Origin of the sequence: Bacillus sp. FSL L8-0528, from assembly GCF_038593085.1 — a bacterium.
In the GTDB taxonomy this organism is placed as follows: domain Bacteria; phylum Bacillota; class Bacilli; order Bacillales; family Bacillaceae; genus Bacillus; species Bacillus paralicheniformis.
The window spans coordinates 657,324-683,382 of sequence record NZ_CP151961.1 but is presented as its reverse complement, the minus strand read 5'-3'; the positions used below and the strand labels follow the sequence as shown (position 1 = coordinate 683,382).

22 protein-coding genes and 1 other annotated feature are annotated in these 26,059 nt (G+C 46.6%); of the genes, 4 read left to right on the top strand and 18 right to left on the bottom strand.

All coding sequences use genetic code 11. The features are described from left to right. Positions 1-3: 3 nt before the first annotated feature. Positions 4-384, bottom strand: a complete 381-nt coding sequence (locus MHI30_RS03445) for an RlpA-like double-psi beta-barrel domain-containing protein (RefSeq protein WP_020450411.1) — start codon at positions 382-384, stop codon at positions 4-6. Positions 385-770: 386 nt separating this feature from the next. On the opposite strand from MHI30_RS03445, the gene MHI30_RS03440 reads away from it, so the two are divergent. Both MHI30_RS03440 and tyrS read left to right on the top strand, forming a co-directional pair. After that, entirely contained in the window at positions 771-1,217 is a 447-nt protein-coding gene (locus MHI30_RS03440) for a MarR family transcriptional regulator (protein WP_240931700.1), read from the top strand. Continuing rightward, positions 1,212-1,429 (top strand) — a binding site (T-box leader). It overlaps the preceding gene by 6 nt. A 43-nt stretch (positions 1,430-1,472) precedes the next feature. Continuing rightward, positions 1,473-2,723 carry a tyrosine--tRNA ligase gene (gene tyrS, locus MHI30_RS03435; RefSeq protein ID WP_075755263.1) on the top strand — a complete coding sequence of 417 codons (1,251 nt, stop codon included), beginning with the start codon at positions 1,473-1,475 and terminating at the stop codon, positions 2,721-2,723. Between the two features lie 262 nt (positions 2,724-2,985). On the opposite strand, the gene pgmB is transcribed toward tyrS, so the two are convergent. From pgmB to MHI30_RS03370, 13 genes are all read right to left on the bottom strand, one after another. After that, positions 2,986-3,666 carry a beta-phosphoglucomutase gene (gene pgmB / locus MHI30_RS03430; RefSeq protein ID WP_075755261.1) on the bottom strand — a complete coding sequence of 227 codons (681 nt, stop codon included), beginning with the start codon at positions 3,664-3,666 and terminating at the stop codon, positions 2,986-2,988. Further along, a complete protein-coding gene (locus tag MHI30_RS03425; RefSeq protein WP_075755260.1) occupies positions 3,663-5,369 on the bottom strand; it encodes an alpha-glucosidase in 1,707 nt (568 codons plus the stop codon). Before MHI30_RS03425 ends, pgmB begins: the two co-directional genes overlap by 4 nt. Further along, positions 5,311-7,647 (bottom strand): glycoside hydrolase family 65 protein, encoded by a 2,337-nt coding sequence (locus MHI30_RS03420; RefSeq protein WP_075755259.1) that lies wholly within the window; start codon positions 7,645-7,647, stop codon positions 5,311-5,313. Before MHI30_RS03420 ends, MHI30_RS03425 begins: the two co-directional genes overlap by 59 nt. Then, positions 7,625-8,509, bottom strand: coding sequence for a DUF1189 family protein (locus MHI30_RS03415; RefSeq protein ID WP_075755368.1), 885 nt, complete (start codon positions 8,507-8,509; stop codon positions 7,625-7,627). Before MHI30_RS03415 ends, MHI30_RS03420 begins: the two co-directional genes overlap by 23 nt. A 4-nt stretch (positions 8,510-8,513) precedes the next feature. Then, positions 8,514-9,365 carry a sugar ABC transporter permease gene (locus MHI30_RS03410; protein ID WP_075755258.1) on the bottom strand — a complete coding sequence of 284 codons (852 nt, stop codon included), beginning with the start codon at positions 9,363-9,365 and terminating at the stop codon, positions 8,514-8,516. Then, the gene (locus MHI30_RS03405) at positions 9,366-10,673 is read right to left on the bottom strand and encodes a sugar ABC transporter permease (protein WP_075755257.1); all 1,308 of its coding nucleotides are present in this window, start codon (positions 10,671-10,673) and stop codon (positions 9,366-9,368) included. Positions 10,674-10,714: 41 nt separating this feature from the next. After that, the gene (locus MHI30_RS03400) at positions 10,715-11,968 is read right to left on the bottom strand and encodes an extracellular solute-binding protein (RefSeq protein WP_075755255.1); all 1,254 of its coding nucleotides are present in this window, start codon (positions 11,966-11,968) and stop codon (positions 10,715-10,717) included. 94 nt (positions 11,969-12,062) lie between these two features. After that, entirely contained in the window at positions 12,063-13,826 is a 1,764-nt protein-coding gene (locus MHI30_RS03395; protein WP_075755253.1) for a glycoside hydrolase family 13 protein, read from the bottom strand. A gap of 116 nt (positions 13,827-13,942) precedes the next feature. After that, entirely contained in the window at positions 13,943-14,893 is a 951-nt protein-coding gene (locus MHI30_RS03390) for a LacI family DNA-binding transcriptional regulator (RefSeq protein WP_009329171.1), read from the bottom strand. Between the two features lie 162 nt (positions 14,894-15,055). Continuing rightward, positions 15,056-16,594: an alpha-amylase gene (amyS, locus tag MHI30_RS03385; protein WP_075755366.1), complete on the bottom strand. Its 1,539-nt coding sequence runs from the start codon at positions 16,592-16,594 to the stop codon at positions 15,056-15,058. A gap of 130 nt (positions 16,595-16,724) precedes the next feature. After that, the gene (locus tag MHI30_RS03380; protein ID WP_075755251.1) at positions 16,725-18,104 is read right to left on the bottom strand and encodes a polysaccharide deacetylase family protein; all 1,380 of its coding nucleotides are present in this window, start codon (positions 18,102-18,104) and stop codon (positions 16,725-16,727) included. Between the two features lie 71 nt (positions 18,105-18,175). Then, positions 18,176-18,853, bottom strand: coding sequence for a DUF3298 and DUF4163 domain-containing protein (locus MHI30_RS03375; protein WP_075755249.1), 678 nt, complete (start codon positions 18,851-18,853; stop codon positions 18,176-18,178). 291 nt (positions 18,854-19,144) lie between these two features. Beyond that, the gene (locus tag MHI30_RS03370; protein ID WP_075755247.1) at positions 19,145-20,092 is read right to left on the bottom strand and encodes a YafY family protein; all 948 of its coding nucleotides are present in this window, start codon (positions 20,090-20,092) and stop codon (positions 19,145-19,147) included. A 94-nt stretch (positions 20,093-20,186) separates the two neighbouring features. Here MHI30_RS03370 and MHI30_RS03365 point away from each other — a divergent pair, with 94 nt between their 5' ends. Continuing rightward, positions 20,187-20,612: a VOC family protein gene (locus MHI30_RS03365; protein ID WP_075755245.1), complete on the top strand. Its 426-nt coding sequence runs from the start codon at positions 20,187-20,189 to the stop codon at positions 20,610-20,612. 663 nt (positions 20,613-21,275) lie between these two features. Here MHI30_RS03365 and ftsW read toward each other — a convergent pair. The 4 genes from ftsW to MHI30_RS03345 form a co-directional block, all read right to left on the bottom strand. Beyond that, the gene (gene ftsW, locus MHI30_RS03360; RefSeq protein ID WP_075755243.1) at positions 21,276-22,418 is read right to left on the bottom strand and encodes a putative lipid II flippase FtsW; all 1,143 of its coding nucleotides are present in this window, start codon (positions 22,416-22,418) and stop codon (positions 21,276-21,278) included. Then, on the bottom strand, positions 22,415-23,572 hold the full coding sequence (gene rodA / locus MHI30_RS03355) for a rod shape-determining protein RodA (RefSeq protein WP_075755241.1): 1,158 nt from the start codon (positions 23,570-23,572) through the stop codon (positions 22,415-22,417). The genes ftsW and rodA overlap by 4 nt, the downstream gene beginning before the upstream one ends. Before the next feature lie 15 nt (positions 23,573-23,587). Continuing rightward, positions 23,588-24,232, bottom strand: a complete 645-nt coding sequence (locus MHI30_RS03350) for a helix-turn-helix domain-containing protein (RefSeq protein WP_075755239.1) — start codon at positions 24,230-24,232, stop codon at positions 23,588-23,590. A gap of 194 nt (positions 24,233-24,426) precedes the next feature. After that, complete coding sequence (locus MHI30_RS03345) at positions 24,427-25,059, bottom strand: homoserine/threonine efflux transporter (RefSeq protein WP_075755237.1); 633 nt, start codon at positions 25,057-25,059, stop codon at positions 24,427-24,429. 148 nt (positions 25,060-25,207) lie between these two features. Here MHI30_RS03345 and MHI30_RS03340 point away from each other — a divergent pair, with 148 nt between their 5' ends. Next, positions 25,208-26,035 carry a TrmB family transcriptional regulator gene (locus tag MHI30_RS03340; RefSeq protein WP_075755235.1) on the top strand — a complete coding sequence of 276 codons (828 nt, stop codon included), beginning with the start codon at positions 25,208-25,210 and terminating at the stop codon, positions 26,033-26,035. The last annotated feature ends 24 nt before the right edge of the window (positions 26,036-26,059 follow it).

Genomic DNA, 26,059 nt, shown 5'->3' with positions numbered 1-26,059 from the left:
CTCCTATTTTTTATATGTATAATGTCCGGCTACCTTTCCTTTGCTTGTCGGAAATCCCAAAGCTCTAAAAGCTTTCGGGCTTACATCCAACACAGCGCCCGGCATTCTGCCGACATCATATTTATAGACTGTAATGACTTTCTTTGGTTTTGCTTTAGAATAGGCTCTTATTTTTGTGCCTTTTCTCGGAACATCGAAGCCCATCTTTGTGGCGCAGTCCCAATGGCCGAGCCTTTTGCCGTCAGCGCCGACTTTGCCCACGCCGTTGTACCAAGTGATGTAGCCGCTGACTTTTTTCGTTTTAGCACTCGCCTCACCGGCAAAATTGAATGCCAATAGCAAGCTGCCTGCCAAAACAAAAACAGAAAAAAGTATCTTCTTCATATAAAAATATCCTCCGTGAATGGGATTTTTTTCTGACATTCAAATTATACCTTTTTTCATAGAAATGGTATTTTACAGTTTGTTTACGTTTAAAATGCAATTATTACGTTTAAATGGCCGGCAATAACCGCAACAATAGATGACTCAGGCACCGCGCTTGCGGAACCCCTGAACCAAACCCAAGTCCTAGCTGAAACAAGTGCCGGTCATCATCATGATGCCGGCTTTTCTCGTCATATCAAAAAAGGGCTTGCATGAATGAAAACCATCTGTTAAAATTCGTTTCATAGCTAATGATTCTGAAAATAAAAAGGCAGGCGTCACGATTGGATAGATCCCCCCATCTTCGACAGGAAGAACACGACACACTCATCAAGCTGAAACGCATGCCGATCGAGTCCTTGAATCTTGAAGCCATTTCGGTCGCCACCAACCTTTACCGGTCAGCGCAAAAGCTCCGTGTCAAAATGGAGACCGAGATTCTTTCCTCATATCAATTGTCATGGACGGCTTTTTCGATTCTTTACGATCTATGGGTATGGGGCAGGCTTGAAACGAGAAAACTCGCTGAACTGTCAGGCATTTCAACAGCCACTGCGAGCAATGTCATTAAAACGCTTGAAAAAAAGAACTTTTGCGGAAAAAGCGCGGATCCGAGAGACCGCAGACACGTATACGCCGAGATCACCCCTGAAGGAAAAGCCGCTATTGAAGAGCTCTATCCGGCGTTCCACAAAGGGGAAACCATGCTGATCAAGGGCATGACAAAAGAGGAGCAGAATACATTGATCGAGCTCCTTCGAAAAGTGAACGACAATCTTCATAAACCATAAGCAACGACGGGAACAAGTAGCGGGCTGTCTCCCTGTTCCAGAGAGCCGGCGGCTGGTGCGAGCCGGTGCAAAGGCAGACGTGAATTACCTCCCTGAGCTTTCTTTGTGAACCTTTAAGTAGCAAAGAACGGGAAACCGTTATCTGAAATAAAGCGGAAGATGAAAGTCTTCAACCAGGGTGGTACCGCGTGCATTTGAGCCACGTCCCTTATCGGGATGAGGCTCTTTTTTTATACAAAAAAAGGAGGAGTTATCATGCAGCAACAATTTGATCAACTGACAACTGCCGAGAAGCGGGAAGTCGAAAGGCAGCTTCACTTATATATGGACGGAGCGGAGGAGGTCATTCCCCCGGAAGAACTGCGGGCAAAGCTGGCCAAATCGATTTTGACCGGCGAACCGCTGAAAATTAAGCTTGGCCTCGATCCGTCGGCACCTGATGTTCATTTGGGCCACACCGTCGTCTTGAATAAGCTGCGCCAATTTCAGGAAAATGGTCATATCGTCCAGCTCCTGATCGGGGATTTCACAGGAAAAATCGGCGATCCGACAGGAAAATCCGCCGCCAGAAAACAGCTGACGGACGAAGAAGTCCGCCGCAATGCCGAAACATACTTTCACCAGTTTGGAAAAGTGCTTGATCAGAACAAGGTCGAGCTTCACTACAACTCAAAATGGCTTAAACGATTAACCTTGGAAGACGTCATTGAACTCGCCGGCAAAATTACCGTCGCCCGTTTAATGGAACGCGATGATTTTGAAGAAAGAATTGCCATGCAAAAGCCGATTTCGCTTCATGAGTTCTTTTACCCGTTGATGCAGGGATATGATTCAGTCGTTCTGGACAGCGATATTGAACTGGGCGGAACGGATCAGCATTTTAACGTGCTCATGGGCAGACACTTTCAGGAAAAGTACGGAAAAGAAAAACAGGTCGTCATTCTTATGCCGCTGCTTGAAGGACTTGACGGCGTTGAAAAAATGTCTAAATCAAAGAACAATTACATCGGCATCGATGAAGACCCTCATGAAATGTTCGGGAAAACGATGTCGCTTCCGGACAGTTTGATGAAAAAATATATCCATCTTGCGACCGACTTGGAGGCGGAAGATAAAAAACGACTTGTCAAAGATTTGGAAACGGGGGCCGTACATCCGCGAGATGCGAAAATGCTTCTCGGGAAAACCATCGTCAACATGTATCATGGAAGCGAGGCGGCCGAAGCGGCCGAACAGCAGTTTAAAAAGGTTTTTCAGCAAAACAGCGCGCCGGACAATATAACGCCTGTACACTGGCAAGGTGACGGAACGGTACCTGTCACCGATTTATTGGTGACGCTCGGACTCCTCCCTTCCAAAAGCGAAGCCCGCCGAATGATCCAAAACGGCGGCGTTAAAATCAACGGCATCAAAGCAGAATCGATTCATGCGGATGTGGCGGTCGAACACGGTATGATGATCCAAGTCGGCAAACGGAAGTTTGTCAAATTGCAAATGCCTCAATAAACAATCAGCCTAATCATCCTTTTAAAAGGATCGTTAGGCTGTTTTTCATGAAAAGCGCAGGCGTTAGAATTTGCAACAGGACGGTATCCAATCATCTGATCGTTTCGATTCGAAGCCGAATTGCTAAGAACGTTGTATAAACAGCAAAAAGCATATCCGAACAGCCTTCCTCTCCGGCCGGCCGAATGCCTTGATTTTGATGTTGCAATTCTCCTCTCTGATTGCAAATAAGGCCGCCGGCGGCGGCCTGCCATTTTACGATTCATTTGTCTTCTCTTATGCAGCAACAGCGCCGCCATCCTTCATTCAGCAGCTCAAATGTCAGCTCGTTTGTGTTGGGGACGATCAAATCGGCCCCGCTCAGCGATGTCTCATCACCGACTCCCACGGCGAACATCCCTGCGGATTTGATCGCGGCGATCCCGGCTTCAGCGTCTTCGATTGCTGCACATTCAGACGGAGGCACACCGAGCAGCGCGGCGGCTGTCAAAAAGATTTCGGGGTCGGGCTTTCCGTGAGCAAGTCCTGCCGGATCAACGACAGCCTGAAATTCGTCCATGACCCCGAGCCGTTCCAAAATAGCGGGCGCGTTTCGGCTTGACGAAGCTAACGCGATGCTTACATTTTCCCTTTTCAATTCGGAAAATAGCCCGGCGATTCCCGGCAACAGGTCATGCGGGGTCAAGCTTTGGATCAGCTGTTGGTAGTATTGATTTTTCCGGCGCATGATCTCTTGTTTCTCCGCCTCACGATATGTTCCGGCCGCACCGCCGTGAATCAAAATCGTGTCAAGCGACCGCTCTCTGTCGATGCCTTTCAGTCGTTCATTAAAGCTCCGGTCAATCTCAATGCCGATTTGTTCGGCAGTATGTTTCCAAGCGAGATAATGATGTTCGGCCGTATCCGTGATCACGCCGTCCAAGTCAAAAATGACCGCTTTCATAATGTCGAACCCTTTGCCCGGCTGATCATCATAAAAGCTTCATAGGGTTCCATGTCGATACTGCCGCTTATATCAAGCCGCTCGCGGGCGTAATTGGATAACAGCACATCCCACTTGTCTTCAAGCAATTCCGGCGGAGCATGAAACAGCGCCTTTTCTTCTGACAAATTCACGGCAACTAACAGCTTTTCGCCCCGGTATTCGCGGATATACGCAAAGATTTGCGGATCATCCTCGAGCAGCAGCCGGTAGTCTCCGTAGACGATGACTTTATGTTGTTTGCGCAGCCCGATGAGCTTCTGATAATAATAGAAAATCGAATCTTCATCTGAGAGCGATTCTTTCACATTGATTTCTTGATAGCGGGGATTTACCGCCAGCCAAGGCTCTCCATCTGTGAAGCCCGCATGTTTTCCGTCATCCCATTGCATCGGCGTTCTCGCATGATCCCGCCCTTTTTTCGCCACGGCTTTTCGAAAGTCTTCCTCTGTCATCGTTTTATTTTCGAGGACAAGTTCGCGGTATGCGTTTTTGATTTCGAGATCATCATACATCTCGAGCGGCATCTCGCTGTTTGTCATGCCGATTTCTTCTCCCTGATAAATGAACGGGGTTCCCTTCATGCCGTGGAGGACCGTTGCAAATGCTTTGGCGCATTGTTTGCGCAGTTCGCGGTCATTGCCCCAGCGGGATATGACCCTCGGCTGATCATGATTTTCGAAATAAAGCGTGTTCCAGCCGACATTCATTAAAGCGGCCTGCCACATCGTCATCGTCTTTTTTAAAGCGATCGGATCAAACGGCTTCATCTGCCATTTCCCATTCGGCGAATGTTGTTTTGTATCGATGTCCATATGTTCAAATGTAAAAATCATGTTCAGCTCATGTCTGCTTGGATCCGTGTATTTTATCGCTTCTTCAACATCTGAGCCGTTTGCTTCGCCGACCGTCATGCAGTCGTAACGGGACAGTACTTCCCGGTTCATCTCTTGTATAAATTCGTGCAGACGGGGGCCGTTTGAATGATAGCGGCCGACGACATAAGGACGGTTGTCATCTGTTTCATAATCGGGAAAGTCGACATATTTGGAAATGGAACCGATCACATCCATCCGCCAGCCGTCCACGCCTCTGTCCATCCAAAACGTCATCAAATCGTATACTTCCCGGCGAACCGCTTCATTCTCCCAGTTTAAGTCAGGCTGCTTATTCGAAAAGTAGTGAAGATAATACTGCCCTGTCCGCTCATCGAATGTCCACGCCGGCCCTGAAAAGATCGATCCCCAATTGTTCGGTTCTGAACCGTCCGCCTTTGGATCCTTCCAAAAATAATAATCACGGTAAGGATTGTCCTTTGACTTGCGGCTTTCGGCAAACCAGGCATGTTCATCAGACGTGTGGTTCACGACAAGATCCATGATGATTTTCATTCCGCGTTTATGCACTTCATCAATCAATTGAAACATATCATCGTTCGTCCCGAACTTTTCGTATATGCTTCTGTAGTCGCTGATGTCGTAGCCGTTGTCATCCTGCGGAGAGTCAAACACAGGACACAGCCAGATAACATCGGCTCCGAGGCTTTTGATGTAATCGAGCTTTTGAATCACGCCCTGCAAATCACCGAATCCGTCTCCGTTGGAATCATAAAAACTCCGCGGGTAAATTTGATACACGACTGCCTCTTTCCACCATTGGCTCATCAGGCATCCTCCTTTCATACCGTCCGTTCAGTGCGATCTGCTCTCCATAAACTGTCATAGAAAGCGGTTCTCCTTTTACAAGGTTGAAGGCGACGCTGTTTTCCTCTACCTGCACATTGATTAGCCGGTTCCGATAATTGATGTTAAACGAATAACCGTCCCATTCCTTCGGCAAAAACGGAGCAAACGACAGCGTCTCCTCCTGGGTCCGCATGCCGGCAAATCCTTGCACGATCGCGAGCCAGCTTCCGGTCATTGATGTAATATGAAGCCCTTCCTCTGTGTCATGATTGTAATTATCCAGATCAAGCCTCGCTGTACGCTTATACAGTTCAAGCGCCTTCTTTTCCATTTTGAGTTCAGCCGCCAGCACCGCATGGACAGACGGCGAAAGGCTCGATTCATGAACGGTCATCGGTTCATAAAATTCAAAGTTGCGCCGTTTTTCTTCCTTCGTAAATCGGTGATTAAAGAAATAAATGCCTTGCAGAACATCAGCCTGCTTAATAAAACTGGAGCGGAGAATTTTGTCCCATGACCAATTCTGATAGAGCGGGCGGTCATCCGCTTCAAGCTCATCCGTTGCCTGAAGCTCTTTATCCAGGAATGTATCATGCTGAATAAAAATATTTAATTCCTCACTGTATGGATAGTACATTTTCGCAATGATATCCTTCCACTTCTCGATTTCGGCTTCCCGTATATCAAGCCGGCGGCGGTTTTCCTCCGGGAGGACAGCGAGGTTTTCGAGCGTGTACTCAAGCGTCCACGACGCAATCAAATTCGTATACCAATTGTTGTTGACATTGTTTTCATATTCATTCGGCCCTGTAACTCCGTGGATCATATATTTGTTGTTACGTTTTGAGAAGTGGACGCGGTCCGCCCAAAATCTGCTGATTTCGACGAGAACGTCTATCCCGTATTCTTTCATATAGTCCCGGTCGCCTGTATAATTGACATAATTGTAGATCGCATAACAGATTGCGCCGTTGCGGTGAATTTCTTCGAAGGTGATCTCCCATTCATTGTGGCATTCATCGCCTGTGAAGGTCACCATCGGATAAAGGGCCCCCTTCAGCCCCAGTTTGGCCGCATTCCGTTTAGCTGCCTCCAAATGATGATATCGGTATAAAAGCAGATTCTTCGTCACCTCCGGCTCGGCCGTCGCCAAATACACAGGAACGGCGTACGCCTCAGTATCCCAATAGGCGGCTCCGCCGTATTTCTCGCCGGTGAATCCTTTCGGCCCGATGTTTAAGCGCGAATCGGCTCCGTAGTATGTCGAGAAAAGCTGAAAGAGGTTGTACCGAATGCCCTGCTGAAGCTCATCATCCCCTTTAATTTCAATGTCCGCTTTTGCCCACCTTTCCATCCAATGTTCGGTATGCCTCCGCTTCGCTTCTTCATATCCCTGCTGAAGAACATCAGCCAAAAGCTCCCTGCCCTTGACTAAAAGCTCTGCTTCTTCAAAGTCCCGGGACGTTGTGACAATGATCAATTTTTTTAAAGAAGCCTTTGTTCCCGGCTTCACTTCGTAACAGAAGCGGTTTTCCGCGTACATCGCATCCGTTTGAAAATGCTCGCTGAAATATCCTTCTGTCACATTGCACATTGAAGCAGCCACCGTAAAACGCGGCGTTCCAAATGGATTCTCAATCGTTTTCGTCACGAGATGACCGCGATGAGATTCGGCGCCTTTCGCTTCTTCCTGCCAAAACTGCTCTTCGAAATTGGCATCCTCATTTGCGACATTTCCATCAAGATAAGGGACAAGTGTAATAACAGCCTCATCGGTCAGGCATTCCGCTTCATAATGGATCGCGCACAGCTGCTGGACATCAAGGCTAAGAAAGCGCTCCGACGAAATTTTGACAGCCTTTTGATTCACGCGAACGACAGCGCTTCTCCGCAAGATGCCTTCCTTCATATTGAGCTCCAATTCAAACGATTCGATGCCGTTTTGATTGAAGTCGACTTTTTCGTCATCTACATATACATCAATTCCGATGAAATTCATCGCATTGATCACTTTCCCGAAATATTCGGGATAGCCGTTTTTCCACCAGCCGACACGCGTTTTGTCCGGGAACCAAACCCCTGCGATATATGTGCCTTTGAGACTTTCGCCTGAATAGCTTTCTTCAAAATTCCCCCTGATCCCCATATAGCCGTTCGCCAGGGATGTCAGACTTTCCTGAAGCCGCTTATGTTCTTTTTCAAATTGGTTTGTTTTGATTTTCCACTGGTCGATCTCAAATAGCCGCTGATTTACCATGATTTCCTCCTGACTGAAGATTTTCGTTGTGATGGCGGGTTTTGAATATATGCCTGAAAATGAAAGAGACCATCAAAGCGCTTCCGCACGAATGGATGAGCAGCATCATGATGAAGTCAAAGCGGATCATACCGAAAGCCATTGCAGCCGCTGCCGGAAGCGCTGATCCGCACACCGCCGCTGCGGCCGCTTCCTTAAACGACCTTATCCCGGTCATGTTGGATTTTTTGGAGATCCAGATGCCTCCCGCCAAAACAGCTGTTACAAAAAGCGAGATGATGAAAACCGCCGAACAGGCCAGCATGATGATAAGCGGCTTATATTGGGCAAACCACATGGCACCGATAAAATCCCCTATATGATCGGCATCCAGATCATTCAGCCCGGCCTTTGCCGGATAGCGGACAGAAAACCCCGCTCCGCTTTGATCGCTGATGATCAGATGATCTGACTGAAAGATGAGCGCGTTTTGATAGCCGCCTTCCGCCTTTATCCGTCCGTTCTCACCGCTTGTTTTCAATTCATGCTTCAAATCGACCGCCAGCAAGGTTTTCTCTTTCTCCACACGGTACAGCTCGTCTGCGCCTGTCAATCTCCCGTTTGTCAATTGGTAGCCTTTTAATTGTTTGATGAATGCCGCGTCAGCCTTTTGAACAACGTTTGGCAGCAAATCCCCGGCGTTGAAGCGGTCCATTTTCATCAACGCAATCGTCACGGGCGCCGTTAAACAAGCTGTCAAAAACATAAACAGAAAAGAAATTTCGAGCCAGCTGAATGCATGTTTGCAGCGCATGACGCCCGCCGGTGATGCCGCTGCTTTAAGAAAGCGGACGATCAGCTTTTCGTTTCGCATGTCGTTCATCGGTTTATCCCTTCGTTCCGCCAGATGTCAAACCGGACACAAAGTTCTTTTGGAGAAAGAAAAACAAGATGCAAATCGGCAGAGCTGCAAGAATCGCTCCGGCTGCAAACAGCGCGACTTTTTGCTGCTGCGGATTGGAGATGAATGTCTGCAAACCGACGGCGATAGTCAGGCTTTCCGGCGAGCGAAGCAGAAATTTCGCCAGCAGATAGTCGCCGAACGGCCCCATAAACGCCCACAGCGCCTGGACTGCAAGCATCGGTTTCACAAGCGGCAGAACGACCGAAGCAAAGATCCGCAGGTGCCCCGCGCCGTCAATCCGCGCCGCTTCATCGATTTCTCTCGGCACTGTATCAAAGTAGCCCTTCATCAGCCATGTGTTCATCGGAATTCCGCCGCCGATATAGATGGCAGTTAAAAACCAATATTGGTCCAAAGCTCCGATCAGCATGGCCAGGACGTAAAAAGCGGTCAGCGCCGCCATCGTCGGCACCATTTGAATGATCAAAAAGAAAATGAGGCTCTTTTTTCGGCCCGCAAACCGGTAGCGGCTGTACGTATAGCCGGCAAGCGTCACAATCGTCACCTGGAACACCATGACAGACAGCGCGATTACAAGCGTATTCCCGTACCAGTTGAGATAAAGCGTCTCTTCAAACAGCCGCTTAAAGTGGTCCAATGTCCATGCGCCCGAAAAATCGAGTGTAAAAGCCGCTACATTCCCGACCCGAAATGCAGATGATGCCGTGATCAAAAGCGGATAAATAATCACGATGCTTAAAAACGTTAAAAATATATAGGTCGAAACTTTGTTCAACATCCCGGTGAACCGCGTATTTTTGAAAATCCCTCTCATCTACATGACCTCCTCATTGCCGAAGGCATTCGATTTCTTAAAAGCAATCAGGGAAACCCCGATGACAATGAAAGAAATGAGCAGTGTGACAGCAGCCGCCACGGAATACTGCGGCGACGTTCCCGTCGTCAGCTTATAGATCCAGGATATTAAGATGTCGGTTGACCCGGCTCCGGCCCCCGCACTCCCCGGACCGCCCTCATTAAATAAATAGATGATCGAGAAGTTATTGAAATTAAACGTATACTGAGTAATCATCACCGGTGCGGTCGCAAATAAAATCATCGGCAGCGTAATGTGTTTAAAGCGCTGAATAAATGTCGCGCCGTCAATCTTTGCCGCTTCATAAAGCTCTCCGGGAATCGCCTGAAGCACCCCTGTCACCATGACATAAATGTATGGAAAACCGAGCCACGTCTGAATCATAATCAAAGCCGTCTTCGTCCAGAACGGATCGGTCTTCCATGCGACAGCCGGGATATCGACGAACGGAAGCTGGTTCAAAAGCGGGATCACTTGGACGTTCATCGCGCCCGCCGAGTCATTGAAAATGTTGGCAAAGCTCATAATCGTAATAAATGCCGGAACGGCCCACGGAAGCAGGAAGATGATCCGGAACATCCGCTTGCCTTTAATAAAGTTCTGATTGACGATCAGCGCTGTCACGATGCCGAGAACAATTTGCAGCGTCGTCGCACAGATCGTCCAGATGATCGTCCAGCCCAGTACATCGGCGAATGTTTGCCGATACGAGCCAAGGAAAAAGATGTTCATGAAATTTTTAAAGCCGACCCAGTCGATGAGACTGTTAGGCGGAATATGATAAAAATCGTAGTTTGTAAACGCGATAAACAGAGTCACCAGCACCGGAAAAATAATCACAAACACCATCATGAGGTATGCCGGCAGCGTAAATAAATACGGGAACCCTTTGTCACCTGCATTTCTGATCATATCCCCGGCCGTCTCGCTGATTTTCAAACCCGCCGCTTTCATCGCGGCGGTCTTCCGGGCATCATACAGATTAAAGATGTAAAACATCAGAAAAACGAGCGTCAATATCAATTGCAGCGTGCCCTCTATCAACAGAAACAGCGAGTGATCTTCTCCCGGGACAGTCCCCAGTGTCGCGAGGCCGATCAGCGCCTGATAACCGAAAACCGCTAACTCACAAATAAACAAGCCTGTGATGACAAGAAAAAGGATCCCCTTTGAAAACTGCCGGTTTGCAATCTGGCCAGCACCGGGAATAATCGATAACAGCGCTGCCTTCCGGCTCCGTTTTGCAAGTGTTTGGTCTTTGTTCATTTTTTTCGCCCTCTATTCTTCCGGACGCTAAAACCGCCGTTTTATTTCACATACTTTTCTTTAATGTTTTCTTTGATTACGCCGACGGCATCATCCGCTGATTGCTGAGCCGATTTTTTCCCTGCTGCTGCGTCAAATATCAGGCTTTCTGCACCTGTCCACACCTCGGCCATCTCCGGAATGTTTGGAGTCGGCGTCGCCGTTTCGTATTGTGTGATGACCGCCGACGTCAGCTCGCTTTTTTGTTCCCCTGCTTTTTTTCGTGCGGCGAGGTTGGCCGGAACTTCGTTCGTATCTTCATAAAAACGGTAAGCGTTTTCGTCATTTGCGGCATATTGCAGCCACTTTTCAGCAAGCTCCGCCTCTTTCGTATATTTTGAGGCGACCCAGCCTTTTCCGCCTGCAAACGGGGCATATTCTTTTCCGTTTGGCAATGTCGGGATTTTCGCGGCGCCGTAGTTCAAACCGGCTTCTTTATAATTGGAAGCCGACCAGGGGCCTCCGATAACAGCCGCTGCTTTTCCGTCCATAAAGGTCTGCTGAATAAAATCGTCAGCGCTCGTATTGTCCTGCATGCCTTTCGGCCAATATTCACTGAACCATTTCTCGGCGTATTCCACCGCTTCCACGGCTCCCTTGTTGTTCAGACCGATGTCTCCTGAATCCGTGCCTTCAGCTCCGAATACATATCCGCCGTATCCCGCCATTAAACCGTATGACATGTAAAAGTCCGTCCACTTTGCGAGAAAAGCGGTCGATTTTCCTTTTTCCGAAGAAAAAGCGAACCTCTTGTCTTTTGTTAAATCCTCAAGCTCGTTAAAGGTTTTTGGCGGCGCTTTTAACAGGTCTTTGTTGTAATAGAGTACGAGAGTTTCAATAACAAGCGGGATTCCGTAGACTTTTCCGTCAACTGTTACTTGCTGCATTTCTTTGTCTCCGAAGCTTTTAGTATCAGACGGTTTGACTTCCAACAAATGCCCTTGCTGCCCTAAGCCGCCGATACGGTCGTATGCCCCAAGCATGACATCGGGCGCATTGCCTGCCGGGCCGTCAAGAGGAAGCGCTTCAAGCTGATCGAACATTGGCTTTTCAACAATTTTGACTGTCACATCATTCTCTTTTTCAAAACCTTCCTTTATGCTTTCAACGTAAGGTTTATAGACCTCTTCTACAGACACGGTGAGCACTTTTTTCCCGCTGCTGCCCCCCGTTTCCTTTGAACTTGAACAGGCGGCAAGACCGAACAGCAGAACTGACGCCAGCATCGCTATAAATCCTTTTTTTAAATGTTGCATCTTTTTTCCCCCTTCTATCTTAGAATCTGAGACAATTGTAATCCTCGATAGAAAGCGGTTACAATAGTTTAAATTCTGTTAACGGTAACAGAATTTAAACCGCCCCCAAAATGAAAAACCCGCCTGGCTGTATGTCGACCGCATCATCATGATGAAGCGTATCTTCCGACCACGCATCATATATTCTTTTATCGCTTGCAATCTTCAAATCCCGCAATCTGACACGACGCACTTCGCTGCCCTGGTGGAAGAAGTAGATCAGCTCTTTTCCTTCATGCGTTCGGGAAAAACTGACAAAATCGTTTTCGTCGTCAACCAGCCTCCACTCGAGCGCTCCATAAGTCAATACATCATTTTCTTGTTTTCGCAAAGCGATCAGCCGTTTCATAAATGTGAGCATCTCTTGATTCTGTTTCTCCTCTTCCCAAACCATGCACTTCCGGCACAATGGGTCATCCCCGCCGTCCAGCCCGATTTCGGTTCCGTAATAAATGCACGGCGAGCCTGTCTGAGCAAACATAAATGCCAAAAGAGAGCGCACCTTTTTCTCATCGCCTCCGCACCTTGTCAAAATCCGCTTTGTGTCATGGCTGTCCAGCAAATTAAACATCACCTCATTGACCTGCTTCATCCCGCTCATGAGATGCGAATTGATGCGGCTGGCCATTTGCGAAGCTGAAATCGATCCGTCTGCAAAATAGTCAATCATCGGTTCTGTGAACGGGTAGTTCATGACCGAATGAAATTCGTCTCCTCTAAGCCACGGATCAGCCTGATGCCAGATTTCACCCAATATAAAAATGTCGGGCTTTTCTGCCGTAACGTCTTGCCGAAACTTCTTCCAAAACGCATGATCGACTTCATTCGCCACATCCAAACGCCAGCCGTCGATATCAAATTCGCGGATCCAGTACAGCGCGATATCAAGCAAATAAGCCTGAACTTCCGGGTTGGCCGTATTGAGCTTCGGCATCTCGGGAGTAAACGCAAATGTATCGTAACCGCCTTCTTTAACAGGGAAAGAATGAACATGAAACCAGTCTTTATAACGGGACTTTTCACCGTTTTTGACGACATCCTGCCACTCTCGCGAAGCGCTGCCGATGTGGTTAAAAACAGCGTCAAGCATGATCTTCATTCCCCGCTCGTGAAGCCGGCTGACCAGCGTGCGAAAGAGTTCCTCATCGCCAAAATGCGGATCGATCGAGCAATAGTCCAATGTGTCGTATTTATGGTTGGAAGGCGCGGCAAAGATCGGCGTCAAATAGATTCCGCCTACCCCCAAGTCTTCCAAATAGTCCAGCTTGTCCATGATCCCCTGCAAATCCCCTCCGAAAAAATCGTGCGCCTCAGGATCTTTGCTTCCCCATGGCAAAGCGTTTTCCGGAGACAAATCTTCCCGCCCGCTGGCAAAGCGCTCCGGAAAAATTTGATACCAGACGGTTGATTTGACCCAGTCAGGTGCATCAAACGTGTCTGCCTCATGAACAAACGGAAATTTAAAACAGTGTTTGCCTATATCCGCCGCTTTCCCGGCAAACGGACATGCACCATTGCTTCCGTAAAAAGTGTCTCGATCATCAGCGCCTGTCAGGATAAATCCGTATTGCAGACGCCTGAATGGAGGCGCCACTTCGGCAAACCAGTAATCATGGGTGCTTGTTGCGGCAATTTTCGCCATCGCAAGCTCGTTCGCTTTCCATGTGCCGCCGGTGTATTCGTAAGGATCGCCCCAAACCAAGCGGACGTGTTCGGCATCATCCTTTTTTGTACGGATCTTGATGTGCAATGTCCGTCCATTGTAAGAATAGGCATCAGAGCTGAAAGGCTGATGATGTATCGCTGCATATTCCATCATGTTTCCCCCTTTTGGTTGTCCGGCTGTGATAAACCGGCTTTTATTCTGAAATTATCATGACGGCGGTAACAGGAACAATCATTTTCAGCTTGTTAACGGTAACAGAATGAGACACCCTACAAAGTCGATTCGCGGACAATAAGCTCCGGCTCAAAAAATTGATTGCCTTGCGGCGCTCCGTCTTCATTGATTTTTTTCAGCAGGATTCTCGCGCAAGCCTCTCCCATTTCAACAACAGGCTGTCTGACGGTTGTCAGGCGAGGCGAAGCGATCCGGTCGAGAAACACCCCGTCATAGCCGGTGACCGCGACATCTTCCGGAATTCTTTTACCAAGCGATTGCACCGCGCGGATAACCCCGAGCGCGATTCGGTCCGAAGCGCAAACAACCGCTGCAGGTGCGTCAAAGGATGCAAGCACTTCCCGCGCGCGTGCTTCACTTTTTTTTGAACTGTTTTCCATCCGGAAAATCGCTGCTTTTTTCAGACTGCCTTCCATCGCCTGAAGATAGCCTTTTTCCCTTGAGCGTTCAAAGGGCTCATCCAAATCGATCCCAAAAAAGACGACATTGCGGACGCCCAGACCAATGACGTGACGTGTTGCCATATAGGTTCCTTTTTCATTGTTAACATCAATAAAATCGTAGCCCATTTCATTTTGCCCGAATACAACGACAGGCTTTTCAAAAACCTTGATGAGCCCTTCAAAATCGGCTTTTCTCAACCCCGTCGCAATAATGCCGTCGCACTGGCCGATATTGAGAGATTTCCTTGTGACAAGCTGCAAAGCATAATGATGACGGTCCAGCTCGCGGCTGATTCCCGTTAACAGATTCATATAATAAGGTTCTGTTGTATCCATTTCTTCCAGTATGAGCAGCTTGACGACCTGTGTTCTGTTTTGAACGAGCGCTCTTGCTGCATAGTTCGGTATATAATTGAGCTCCTTCATTGCGGAATGAACAAGCTTTTTCAATTCATCCGTCACAGTCTCAGGATGATTGATCACCCGCGATACCGTCATTTTCGACACATTTGCTTTCTTTGCTACATCAGATAACGTTGCCATTTCATCCCCGCCTTACCTATGCGATTCAAACTGTCAGCAAGTCCTTCCTGAGGGCTGATGACACTTTGTTAAAATTAATTATAAAATGTAATCAAAGAAATTTATAAGACGGGCAAAATAAAAAAACGGATTTCCTTCAGGAAATCCGTCCTCTCTGCTCTTCTATCTTTGAACATAAATTGAAACCGACCCGCCGTTTACGTGAAACTCTCCCCAGCCTTCAGAATTGATGACAACCGGATCGGAACGGTTTCCGGTGATGTCATGCCATGTCTCACCGGCGTTTTGCCGGCCGACATACATTCGCTTTGCCCCGCCGGGTCCGTCTGTTATTAACGCCGCCAAACCGGAATTTGCAGCCGAGCTGTCGCCTTCCCTCGTCCAGCCGACAATGTCATGATGATCGAAATAATCATGCTGTGCTCCGTACGCATATTGTTTTCTCGCTTTTAAAATCGGTTCGATTTTGTGTTTCAGGGCAGGAATTTCGCGCTGCGAGGCTCCTTTCGTCCCGTACATATCCCCGTAGAAAACCTGCGGGTAGCCTGCTTCTCTTGTCAAAATAAAAGCGTAAGCGAGCGGCTTAAACCATGTTTGAACAGTCGACTCAAGCGATTGCCCCGGCTGTGTATCATGGTTATCGACGAACGTAACCGCTTTCAAAGGATGCTTGGAAACGACCGTTCCGTTCAGCAATTTCCTCATATCATAGCCGCCTCCCTGTGTCGATGCAGCATGGAACTGATAATGAAGCGGCACGTCAAACACTGAATGATTAAAATTTGTTTTGTTCAAATAGTTTTCCAGCGCGCCTAAGTCATTCTGCCAATATTCGGCTACCGTAAACATTTCCTTCCCTGTTTTTTCCCTGACATGATTGACCCAATCCCGCAAAAAAGAAAATTTAATGTGTTTGACGGCATCAAGGCGGAATCCGTCCAATTGCAGCTCATTGGCATACCACGTTCCCCATCTCTTTATTTCTGCCGCGACATCAGGATGATCATAATCGATGTCGGCATACATCAAGTAATCATAATTGCCATTTTCATTGGAAACTTCCCAATCCCATGCCTTTCCTTGAAACTTATAGATGCGGTTCAGCTTTCGGGACTCGTCCCAATCGGTTCCGTCAAAATGGTACCAATGCCATTTGAAATCGCTGTATGTGCTGCCGCGCCCCGGGAAATGAAAATGTGTCCACGCTTTGATTCGCTGTTCTCCTGATGTTACACGGTTGCGGTCGGCGGGATCGACTTCAACAGCCGTTACATCTTCGGTCGCATCAGCACCGCCTTTGTGGTTGATGACTACATCGCCGTAAACGTTGATGTCCCGGGAATGAAGACTGTTGATCGCAGATTGCAGTTCTCCCTTTGTGCCGTACTTTGTCCGAACCGTCCCTTTTTGATGAAACTCCCCTAAATCATACAGATCGTAAGCGCCGTAGCCCACATCGTCTTGACTCGTTCCCTTATATGCCGGGGGAATCCAGACGGCAGTAATACCGTGTTCAGCCAAATATGCCGAGTCGTTTTGTAAGCGTTTCCAATGTTGTCCGTCATTTGGCATGTACCACTCAAAATACTGCATCAGCGTCCCATTAAGATTTGCCACCGCTGCTGCAGAGTGAGGCAGCAAGAAGATGAGCGCAAATAACAGCGGCAGCAATCGGGCATAAAGACGTTTGTGCTGTTTCATGATTCTCCTCTCCCCTTTCAAAGTGAAACACATGCTATTGTATAAATATTTGGAATTTTTAACAAATATCGTTTTCCCTATATTTTCTTGCAAAAGAAAAGCGCCGATATGGCGCTTTCTTCTCATTTATTCAATATCCTCTCTGCTTCTTCACTTCTTCAAGCTGAGATACAGTTACCAATTGATAGCCTTTTGCTTTCAGCTTTTTAATAATCTCTTCAGCCGCTTCTGCGGACGTTGCATAAATATCGTGCATTAAGACGATTTTTCCGTCTCCCGCATGACTCATGACATGATTGACAATCTTTTGTTTATTTCTGTACTTCCAATCTTCCGGATCAACATCCCACAATGAGACCTTCAGATTGGAAAGCGAGCGGACGGAATCATTGATCCCGCCGTATGGAGGACGCAAGTGTGCCGGCTGGTGTCCGCTGATTTTTTCGATCATTTCTTGCGTATCGTTAATTTCCTGATACGCTTTTTCGTTTGACAGCCTTGTCAATAACGAATGGTCCCAGGAATGGTTGCCGACTTCGTTTCCTTCCTTCAGCATCCGTTTTATCGTTTCGGGATAATATTGGGCTCTGCTCCCAAGCACGAAAAAGGTCGCATGCCCTTCATGCTTCTGTAAAGCGTTCAATATTTTATTCGTTGTAGCGGGATTCGGGCCGTCATCAAATGTGAGAGCAATCACTTTTTCATCAGGATTTATTTTCGCTTGTTTCGGAAGGGGGACAGGCTCCTGTTCACGTTTTGCCTGAAGACGATTCTTTTTCATATCTTGATATTGGTCTTTTAAAATATCTTTTACCCATTCTTTTTTTATTTTTACAGACTGCTCAAGACCGGTTTGTTTTTTCTCAAAATAAAATTCGACTTCGTTTTCCAGGAGCGCGAAGCGGCTGAAATGCTCTTCCTGAGGGCTTGTCCCTTCTTTTAATAAAGCCATGTCGGCAGACGGATTCCGATTTTTCAATTCCTGATAGGCAATGCTTGAAATCCTGTTCAGAAAATCTGAATTTTCTTTGAACAGGTCTTGAAGGGACAGCAGCTTTTTCTGTTTTAAATCGGCGTTAAACGTCTTGACAGACGTTGTACCCGAAACGCCCCCGGCCTCTATGTATTGATTCAGCACCACACTGGCCGTATCCTTTGTATAATAGACAACCTTATATTTGATGTTCAGTTCAAAAGGCCCGTCTTCATCCTGAGCCTGGGCCTTTGCATTATCCTCTTTAAAACCGGCCAATTCTTGATTCACATAAGCTTTTATTTGTTCATCGATTTCTTTTATGTGAAACACCGGATAGTGGATGGCATACCGCTCTTGTTTGCTGTCGCTGACCATGGATTCGACGCCGAGGCCGGATTGTCCGCGGTCTTTTTTTGGTTGAGGGGGCTCTTGGCTGTTGCTTGACACCTTATTGTAAGAGTACCCCGCCAAACCTATTAATATCGTTAAAAAAATCAACATTTTAACCCATCGAAATGATGGTTTGCCAGACATCGCTGCTCACTCTCCTGTTTCATGACTTGCTTTCTCTGTTTCTATTACAAATATTGTTTCTAATACCGGGACTAATATAAAAGCGTCGACGGAAGCTTTATTTCCTGGTTTCCGGCCGCATACGGGGCGATATCATACTGCTGAAATATGATTGAAATTCCGCTGCTTGTATAATAGAATGCCGTCTGTTCATCCAAGCGGATATCGCTCTTTTTCAAATCAGAATAAAATTGTTCCGGATGTTCGTTAATATAGCTGAAAATATAGTTTTTTGCCTTTTCGATTTTCGCCTGATTGTTTAATACGTCAGTCAGCACGACTTGTTTGTGCTTGTCAAAGTCAAAATTGTAGGATGTAACGGTGTACATGCCGTGCGCACCGCCGGAGAACTGATAGTCATAGATTAAAAAGCTCAGTTTGCCTTCCTCGTTGTATTTGACTTTGTAGGACGTTTCATAGACGTTTTCCTCGTCCTTATCCTTCTTTTCGGCATCATTAACGATTTTTTGAAATTCTTTATAGGAGTTTTTTAAATGAAGTTTTACCGCATCGTTGGCCAGCTGGGCATCTTCTTCCTTCAAATCGCTGAATACCGGAAAAGAAAGCGAACTGATGTCTTTGTAATATTCCGTGTGAATCGCGGCTTTTCTATTTTGTGAAGCGTTTATTTGAGATGTTCCTTTATTGATGATGAATAGCAGCGATGCTGTGAGTACAAGGAATCCTAAAATAGCCATCGCTTTTTTCATAAGCATGCTCCTTTGTCAATCTTCTTTTAAACTCGTAACATATCATTTTCTTTTGTAACACAAATGTAATATTTATTTCATATTTGTAATGATACTAACTTTTAAATCCGCCGTCAACTTTTTTGGGTAAAAATTTCTTCTGACGGCAAATATAAGACACTCTCAGGAATCGAGAGTGTCGTTAACGGGATGATGAATGAGACTTGCGTCTTCACGCTTTTTTGAGGGGCTATAAATGCAGGAAAAACGCAGGCTGCGGTCTTCGTGATCAGTCTGACCGGAGTCTTCCTTTCAGCCGTATTGTTTCAGCATGTCGGATAATGTCCGCTTCATCCTTTCGATTAATTCGGAAGGCTTCTGAATAATTGCTTCCCGGCCGAATGAAATGAAATAATCCGCAAAAAAATCAATATCCTTCGGCGCGATCTCTCCTTTCAGCACGCCGGACCCGTCTTCTTTTACATGCAGCTCAAGGTGCGGCCATTTGAGTGAACCGTGCCGTTCTATTCCTTTTTTTGTCAGATTCACGGATAATTCCAATGTCTCCCTTGGCCGGGACACAGCTGAAAAACGGTTCTTTAAATTAAGACCGGTCAAATCAATCGGGGCCGTATGTTCATCAAGCTCGGCCCGCTTGATCCGGTCACACCTGAAGATGCGGTAGTCCTTTCTTAAAAAGCAGTAAGCCGGGCAATACCACTTCCCTTGATTGGCATAGATTCCGATCGGCTGAATGTTTCTCTTGCTTGCTGCGCCATTTGCTTCATATTCGATGATCAACACCTTTTGCTGAACTGCCGCCTCAAGCAGCACCTTTAAGATCGGAATGTCGTCTTTTTGCTCATAAGGCGTATAAAAAGCAACGCGATCCTGCATACTGTCAATCGCATCCCGGATGTCTCCTGTAAGGTTCAAATAAAATTTCTTTTTGATGGACTCGTACTGGGCGTCAAACGGCAGGGATATATAATGCTTCAGCGCATCGATCGCAAAGAAGATGGCGATCGCTTCGTTCTCGCTGAAGGCGATGGGAGGAAGAATCCTTTCATTTAACACCTGATATCCTCCGTGGGGGCCGGTTTCAGAATAGAGGGGCACCCCCATTTCGCTGAGCTCTTGCAAATCCCTTAAAACCGTTCTCTTGGAAACCCCGAATTCCTGCGCCAGCTCTCCGACCGTAAATCGTTTTTTCCGGTTTACCATCATGATCATTTCATTCAATCGTTTCGCTTTAGACATGAAAACCTCCAATCATTTTTTAACCATGACATAAGTTGTCACCATTATAATATACAATCTTCTTAGATCAACAAAAAAAGGAGATGTTCCCTCTATGAAAACGCAATTTACACCTTACATCCTAATGAATGGAAGAGCAAAGGAAGCGATTGATTATTATCGTCATGTACTCGATGCTGAAGTAAAGTTCAGTCAGACGATTGGCGAAGGCCCTGCAGATGAGGCGGCGAATTTTAAGGAAGACGAATTGGATTTCATCGCACACGCCGTTTTGACAATCGGCGACGCCGTCCTGATGATCGCCGACATCATTCCTGAACTGCCTTTCCAAAGCGGAAAACAATTGTCCATTTGCGTAACGGCAGCTGACGTTTCTTCGGCCAAGCGGCTGTTCGGCAAGCTGAGCGAGCGGGGCGAGGTCAAGCTTGAGCTGAAGGAGACTTATTTCAGTCCCGCCTACGGCATTGTCACCGATCCGTTCGGCGTTACCTTTCAAATTTTTGCCGCGCGTCCCGCATAAATGAACAAATGAGACATATCAAAAAAGGCCGGGTTTCATGAACCGGCCTTTTTTGCACTGGATCAGCTCTGAAGATTTTACAGGATTTTTGGCTAAAAAGCGGTATTTGACCGCACGTTTTGTCAAATTCACCTTGACAAAGGGCATTTATGGAAACGCCTCTTCTTTTTGGTATAATAAGGGTCAGCAACAGTTCGGTTCTATATAAGGGCGGTCGGCTCACCCTCCATCTCTTGGAGAGAAAGGGGGTGAGCATGTGACAGTATCAGAGGCGTTGCAACTCATGGTCTCTTTCGGCATTCTCGTCGTGGCCATTTTGTCATCTAACGACAAAAAAAAAGTAAGATCGCCCTTGATTCCCACACCAAGACGATCTTACTTTTTAATTGGGATCTAAAAATAGAGCCGACTCCTTTTTACGGAGCCTCTCTGTTGCTTCCGGGAGATGTTGCCGCATCTTCCGGTCTTTTTTCAGTTTACGCATTCATATAAAGATTATTCTGTTTCACACCTTGAATATATCACGATTTCCTTTATTTATCAATATGAATGCGTTTATATAAAACCGGAGTTACGGTCACATACGATATGAGAAGATCAATTCCTGATGACAGGAACATCCGGTCAATCGTAACTTCAAAATCGGGAAAATGCGTTTCTACATCAGAAAAGCCTCTCTTTTTTAACTCCCCGCTTAACATGTGAGGAGAGGTTGACCAATATCCCGGCTGACGTCAGCATGAACATTAACGAAGAACCTCCGTAGCTGACAAACGGAAGAGGAATTCCGGTAATGGGAAGAAGGCCGAAAACAGCGCCCATGTTAAATAACGCCTGAATCATGATCTGGAAAGTAATGCCGACTGCCAGCAGCTTTCCAAACGGATCATCGATTTGCGCAGCGATCCGAACGCCTCTGAACATGATCAACAGGTAGGCCCCGATGATCATCAACAGCCCGACACCGCCGAGTTCTTCGCTGATGACCGCCATGATAAAGTCCGTATGGGCTTCAGGAAGAAATCCCAGCTTTTGAACGCTGTTCCCTAATCCATTCCCCCATAACCCGCCCGAATCAATGGCAAGGTAGGAATTGATCAACTGGTAGCCGTCTCCGTATTCATTTTGAAAAGGATCGCTGAACGATGTCAGCCTTTTTAACCGGTACGGCGCTGTCATAGCAAAATAGGCGATGCCCGCCCCTGCCATTGTTCCGAGAAGCAGCAAGTGCCGTATTCTGAGGCCGGCGCACAACAGAACCGCTCCGCAGCTTAACAGGATCGAAACAGCGGTGCCCAAGTCGGGCTGTTTTAAAATCAAAAAAAACACAGCGGCCAAAATGATCAGCGGCGGCATGACGCCCTTTCCAAAATCGGCGATGTATCTCTGCTTTTTTGCATACACATAGGCGAAATAAATAACCATCACAAGCTTCACAGCCTCAGACGGCTGGATCATGAGCGAACCAAATTGAATCCACCTTTGGGAATTGTTTTTCTCCAGCCCGATTCCCGGCAGCAGCACGAGAATCAGCAGCAAAAAAGAAAGCTTCACCAAAAACCGGATGAGTTTGCTGTAAGCTTTGTAAGGGAAAAAGACGGCAGCCGAAAAAAAGGTCAAACCGATGAGCAGCCACTGCAGCTGCTTCATAAAAAAATAGCTGCCATCATGATACTTCATATATCCGAGGGGGTAACCGGCACTGTATACCATCAGCAAGCCAAACGAGGATAAAAACAGAACCGAAGCAATCAATACATAATCCAGTTTCTTTATATGGGAAAGAATTATTTTGCGCACCTTCATCCCCAATCATTCCCAAACATGTAATGTTTAGATCTGATATTCACACTGAAAACGAGACCTAAAGCGATCATGTTGGTCAGCAGCGCGCTGCCGCCATAGCTGATAAACGGAAGAGCGAGCCCCGTGATCGGCATTAACCCGATCGTCATCCCGATATTTTGGAACACTTGGAATACAATCAACCCCGCAACCCCCGCACATATATAAAGACCGAACAGACTGTTGGACGAGATCGCGATCCTGATGATTCTGTAGATCATCAGAAAATACAAACAGACTAATGTGACGGCACCCAAAAAACCGAATTCTTCACCAATCACGGCGAAAATAAAATCGGTATGAGCCTCCGGAATCTTCCCTCCCTGCACTTGGGTTCCGTGAGTAAAGCCGCTTCCTGACATCTGGCCCGATCCGATCCCCAATAACGCTTGCGTCAGCTGGTATCCATATGTAGAAGCATGTTCATGAGGACTGAGCCAGCCGTATATCCGGTCAAGCTGGTGAGGCTTAATTATCTTTGAAAAAATCTCAAAGTAATGATTGTGCAAATACGTCAAAAAGGCGACCAATCCCATGAATCCAAGTGACAGGGACATGATCATTCTCCCCGAAATCCCCGAGACAAGCATCAACGTGAATGCGATCGACAAAATCACCAATGCGGACCCTAAATCAGGCTGAACCAATATGAAGAAAAACGGAATCACCGTGTACATCATGATTTTCCCCGTCGGAATGATGCTCTCGGTGAAGGAGAAACTTTTATGCTGATATTGATTGAGTACCGAAGCCAACAGAAGAATCAAAATGATCTTCATAAATTCTGAAGGCTGGATTTCGATTACCCCGAAGCTGATCCATCTTTGCGAACCGTTTTTATAAGTTCCAAAAAAATGAACGAGAATCAGAAGAAAAACGGCTCCCGCAAATAAACGAAGCGCCAATCGTTCTAGCAGCTCATAGTCGATGTAGGCCGTTCCCGCCATGACGCCAAACCCGACAAGATACCAAAAAACCTGCCGTTTGGCAAAATAAAAAGGGTCCTGTGTTTCATACTGGCCGGACCCGCTGTAAACGGCCAGCAGACTGATGATAAACAAACAAAATAGAATGAGCAGCAGGCTGATGTCAATGTTGATAGGCTTTCTTTTCATCTGTAACATACTCCATCATGATTTATGTGACAGCTGGTTGAAAACGAATTGAACCGCTGCGGCATCATCAATATAGCCGATTGGAAAAATATAATCCGGTATGACATCAACAGAAACGATGAAATACAGCAAAGCGCCGCCCATCAGCAGCAATTCACGCGGCGTTCCGCGCCCTGAGGTAAATCTGCTGTACATGTCGTGCAAACGGGTCAGAAAAGGACCAATGCCGGCGACTTTCTCGACTTTGGATTCAAACTCAGCCAGAATGGTACGCTTTCCTTCCTCCGTCTGGGAATATTGTTCGTACTCATTCAATTTGTTTTTCAGTTCTTCCGTGGTAAAGGACCGATCATAGACATTTGAGGTTTGCAAAACATCTTCAATTTCGGCAACTGACGAGTGAATATCCGGACGTTCGCTTTCCCGCGCCTTCTCCATCGCATAGCCGGCCGCTGTCATCAGCTCATCAAAAGAAACGCCGAGACTTTCAGAAAACCTTTGCAAATGGTTCAAGTTTGCTTTTCTTTTGCCATTGATGATTCTTGAGATGGTCGCTTTATCGATTTGAGTGCGTTCGCTCAATTCTCTTAAAGATAATGATCTTTTTCGCAAATGCTCTTTCAGCAGCGCCCCCAGCTGATTTTTCTTTTGTTCATCCACGAGCTTTTCTCCTCTCACACTAAAAATGTATCAATCTATCAGCCAAAAGACCAAGTCGGTATCAATATATAGAATCGTTGTCAAAATGTCAACGAATAACCATAGACCTCTGTTTTATCTGGCTTATTCCACCCCATAATCGTTGACAAATAAACAAAAAAAAGAGCGAGTCAAAACTCACTCCTTCTACGATATCAATCCAAACCCGTTTTAACGCCAAACCCGACAAGCACCAGCCCCGCGGCTTTTTGAAAGATCTTCTGGAATTTCACGCTTCTCAGCCATTTTTTTGCGAAATCGATCAAATATACGAGGATGAGGAACCAAAACACAGCAAGAAAGGTAAGGATTAAAGCGAGGATGATCAACTGCTGGTTGACGCTTTCTCTTAAATTAATAAATTGAGGCATAATCGTGATATAAACCAAAACAGTTTTCGGATTGAGAACGTTGCTGAACAATCCTTGCATAAACGAATCCTTATAATGCCGGCTTGATGCGTTTTCGGTTTTGTTTTTCTCGGCTTGTATGTCCTCCAAAGAAAACATTTTTTTCGCGAAAAAGCTTTTAATGCCTAAATATATTAAATAGGCCGCCCCCAAGTATTTGATCGTATTGAACAGAATCACCGACTTCGCAATCACCACCGCTAAGCCGAGAACGGCAATCAGCGTCCAGAAAGAAAGCCCCGTCGCCAAACCGAGAACATTGCAGCGCCCGGCGTTCGGCCCGTATCGAAGCGTGTTTTTCACCACAAGCATCGTATCGGCTCCCGGTATCACCACCATCATGGCGGCAATCGATATGTATGACAGCAGGCTATCCATCAGATGTCTCCCCCCATACTGGTTTTTATATAGTGACTACTTTAGTAACCACTTATTAAAAATTGTATCAGCGGACTTGAAATAAATCAATACATCCAGCAAAATATGAGTGACAAAGGTAGCGACTCTTGTTGAAGCTGGAGGGCTTATGAAGGAAAACATATTAGACGTACTGAAAAACCTGAATTTCACCGAGTATGAGTCGAAAGCATACTTAGCGCTTTTGGAAGAATCGCCGCTGACAGGCTATGCGGTGGCAAAAAAATCGGGTGTTCCCCGGTCGAAAATATACGAAGTGCTGGAGAGCCTCGTGATCCGCGGCGATATCTTTGTCAGCTACGGCGGCACACCGCAGTACATTCCCGTTCCCGCCAATGAACTGATTAAAAACCGGCGGCTGAAAGCGGAAGAGACTTTTGAACAGGCAGAAAAATATTTCGAGAAGTTTGAACGCACTGCAAATGACCGGGAAAATATTTGGAACATCACCGGACGAAGCGAGATTATCGATAAAGTAAAGGCTTGTATATCATCAGCCGGAAAAAGGATTCTCCTCGAAATTTGGAAAGAAGATTTTCCTGAATTGGAGCCGGAACTCAAGCAGGCCGCAAAAAAAGGCGTCATCGTCACCATCATTGCGTACGGCGACATTGAAGCTGATTTCGCCAATGTCTATCTTCATGACAGCAGCACGCAAATTACAGAAGAGTACGACGGACGCTGGCTTGTATTCAGTGTCGACGATTCGGAAGTCGTGGCCGGCATTGTCTCGCACGGGAAAGACAGCCGCGCAGCCTGGACGATGCATGTAGGCTTGGTGATGCCGATTACCGAAGTGATGATTCATGATCTGTACCTGATGGAAATCATGAAGAAGCACAGAGAGGTATTGGAGGAAAGTTTCGGCGAAAACCTGATCCATTTGCGCCGAAAATTTTCGATTCATCCGGATTTCAAAAAGCATTATATGAAATAAAAGGCCCGCGCAAAGCGCGGGCCT

Coding starts and splice junctions, on each gene's coding strand:
- MHI30_RS03445 (WP_020450411.1), bottom strand. CDS start 384: ATGAAGAAGATACTTTTTTCTGTTTTTGTTTTGGCAGGCAGCTTGCTA.
- MHI30_RS03440 (WP_240931700.1), top strand. CDS start 771: ATGCCGATCGAGTCCTTGAATCTTGAAGCCATTTCGGTCGCCACCAAC.
- tyrS (WP_075755263.1), top strand. CDS start 1,473: ATGCAGCAACAATTTGATCAACTGACAACTGCCGAGAAGCGGGAAGTC.
- pgmB (WP_075755261.1), bottom strand. CDS start 3,666: ATGAAAGCGGTCATTTTTGACTTGGACGGCGTGATCACGGATACGGCC.
- MHI30_RS03425 (WP_075755260.1), bottom strand. CDS start 5,369: ATGAGCCAATGGTGGAAAGAGGCAGTCGTGTATCAAATTTACCCGCGG.
- MHI30_RS03420 (WP_075755259.1), bottom strand. CDS start 7,647: ATGGTAAATCAGCGGCTATTTGAGATCGACCAGTGGAAAATCAAAACA.
- MHI30_RS03415 (WP_075755368.1), bottom strand. CDS start 8,509: ATGAACGACATGCGAAACGAAAAGCTGATCGTCCGCTTTCTTAAAGCA.
- MHI30_RS03410 (WP_075755258.1), bottom strand. CDS start 9,365: ATGAGAGGGATTTTCAAAAATACGCGGTTCACCGGGATGTTGAACAAA.
- MHI30_RS03405 (WP_075755257.1), bottom strand. CDS start 10,673: ATGAACAAAGACCAAACACTTGCAAAACGGAGCCGGAAGGCAGCGCTG.
- MHI30_RS03400 (WP_075755255.1), bottom strand. CDS start 11,968: ATGCAACATTTAAAAAAAGGATTTATAGCGATGCTGGCGTCAGTTCTG.
- MHI30_RS03395 (WP_075755253.1), bottom strand. CDS start 13,826: ATGATGGAATATGCAGCGATACATCATCAGCCTTTCAGCTCTGATGCC.
- MHI30_RS03390 (WP_009329171.1), bottom strand. CDS start 14,893: ATGGCAACGTTATCTGATGTAGCAAAGAAAGCAAATGTGTCGAAAATG.
- amyS (WP_075755366.1), bottom strand. CDS start 16,594: ATGAAACAGCACAAACGTCTTTATGCCCGATTGCTGCCGCTGTTATTT.
- MHI30_RS03380 (WP_075755251.1), bottom strand. CDS start 18,104: ATGTCTGGCAAACCATCATTTCGATGGGTTAAAATGTTGATTTTTTTA.
- MHI30_RS03375 (WP_075755249.1), bottom strand. CDS start 18,853: ATGAAAAAAGCGATGGCTATTTTAGGATTCCTTGTACTCACAGCATCG.
- MHI30_RS03370 (WP_075755247.1), bottom strand. CDS start 20,092: ATGTCTAAAGCGAAACGATTGAATGAAATGATCATGATGGTAAACCGG.
- MHI30_RS03365 (WP_075755245.1), top strand. CDS start 20,187: ATGAAAACGCAATTTACACCTTACATCCTAATGAATGGAAGAGCAAAG.
- ftsW (WP_075755243.1), bottom strand. CDS start 22,418: ATGAAGGTGCGCAAAATAATTCTTTCCCATATAAAGAAACTGGATTAT.
- rodA (WP_075755241.1), bottom strand. CDS start 23,572: ATGAAAAGAAAGCCTATCAACATTGACATCAGCCTGCTGCTCATTCTA.
- MHI30_RS03345 (WP_075755237.1), bottom strand. CDS start 25,059: ATGGATAGCCTGCTGTCATACATATCGATTGCCGCCATGATGGTGGTG.
- MHI30_RS03340 (WP_075755235.1), top strand. CDS start 25,208: ATGAAGGAAAACATATTAGACGTACTGAAAAACCTGAATTTCACCGAG.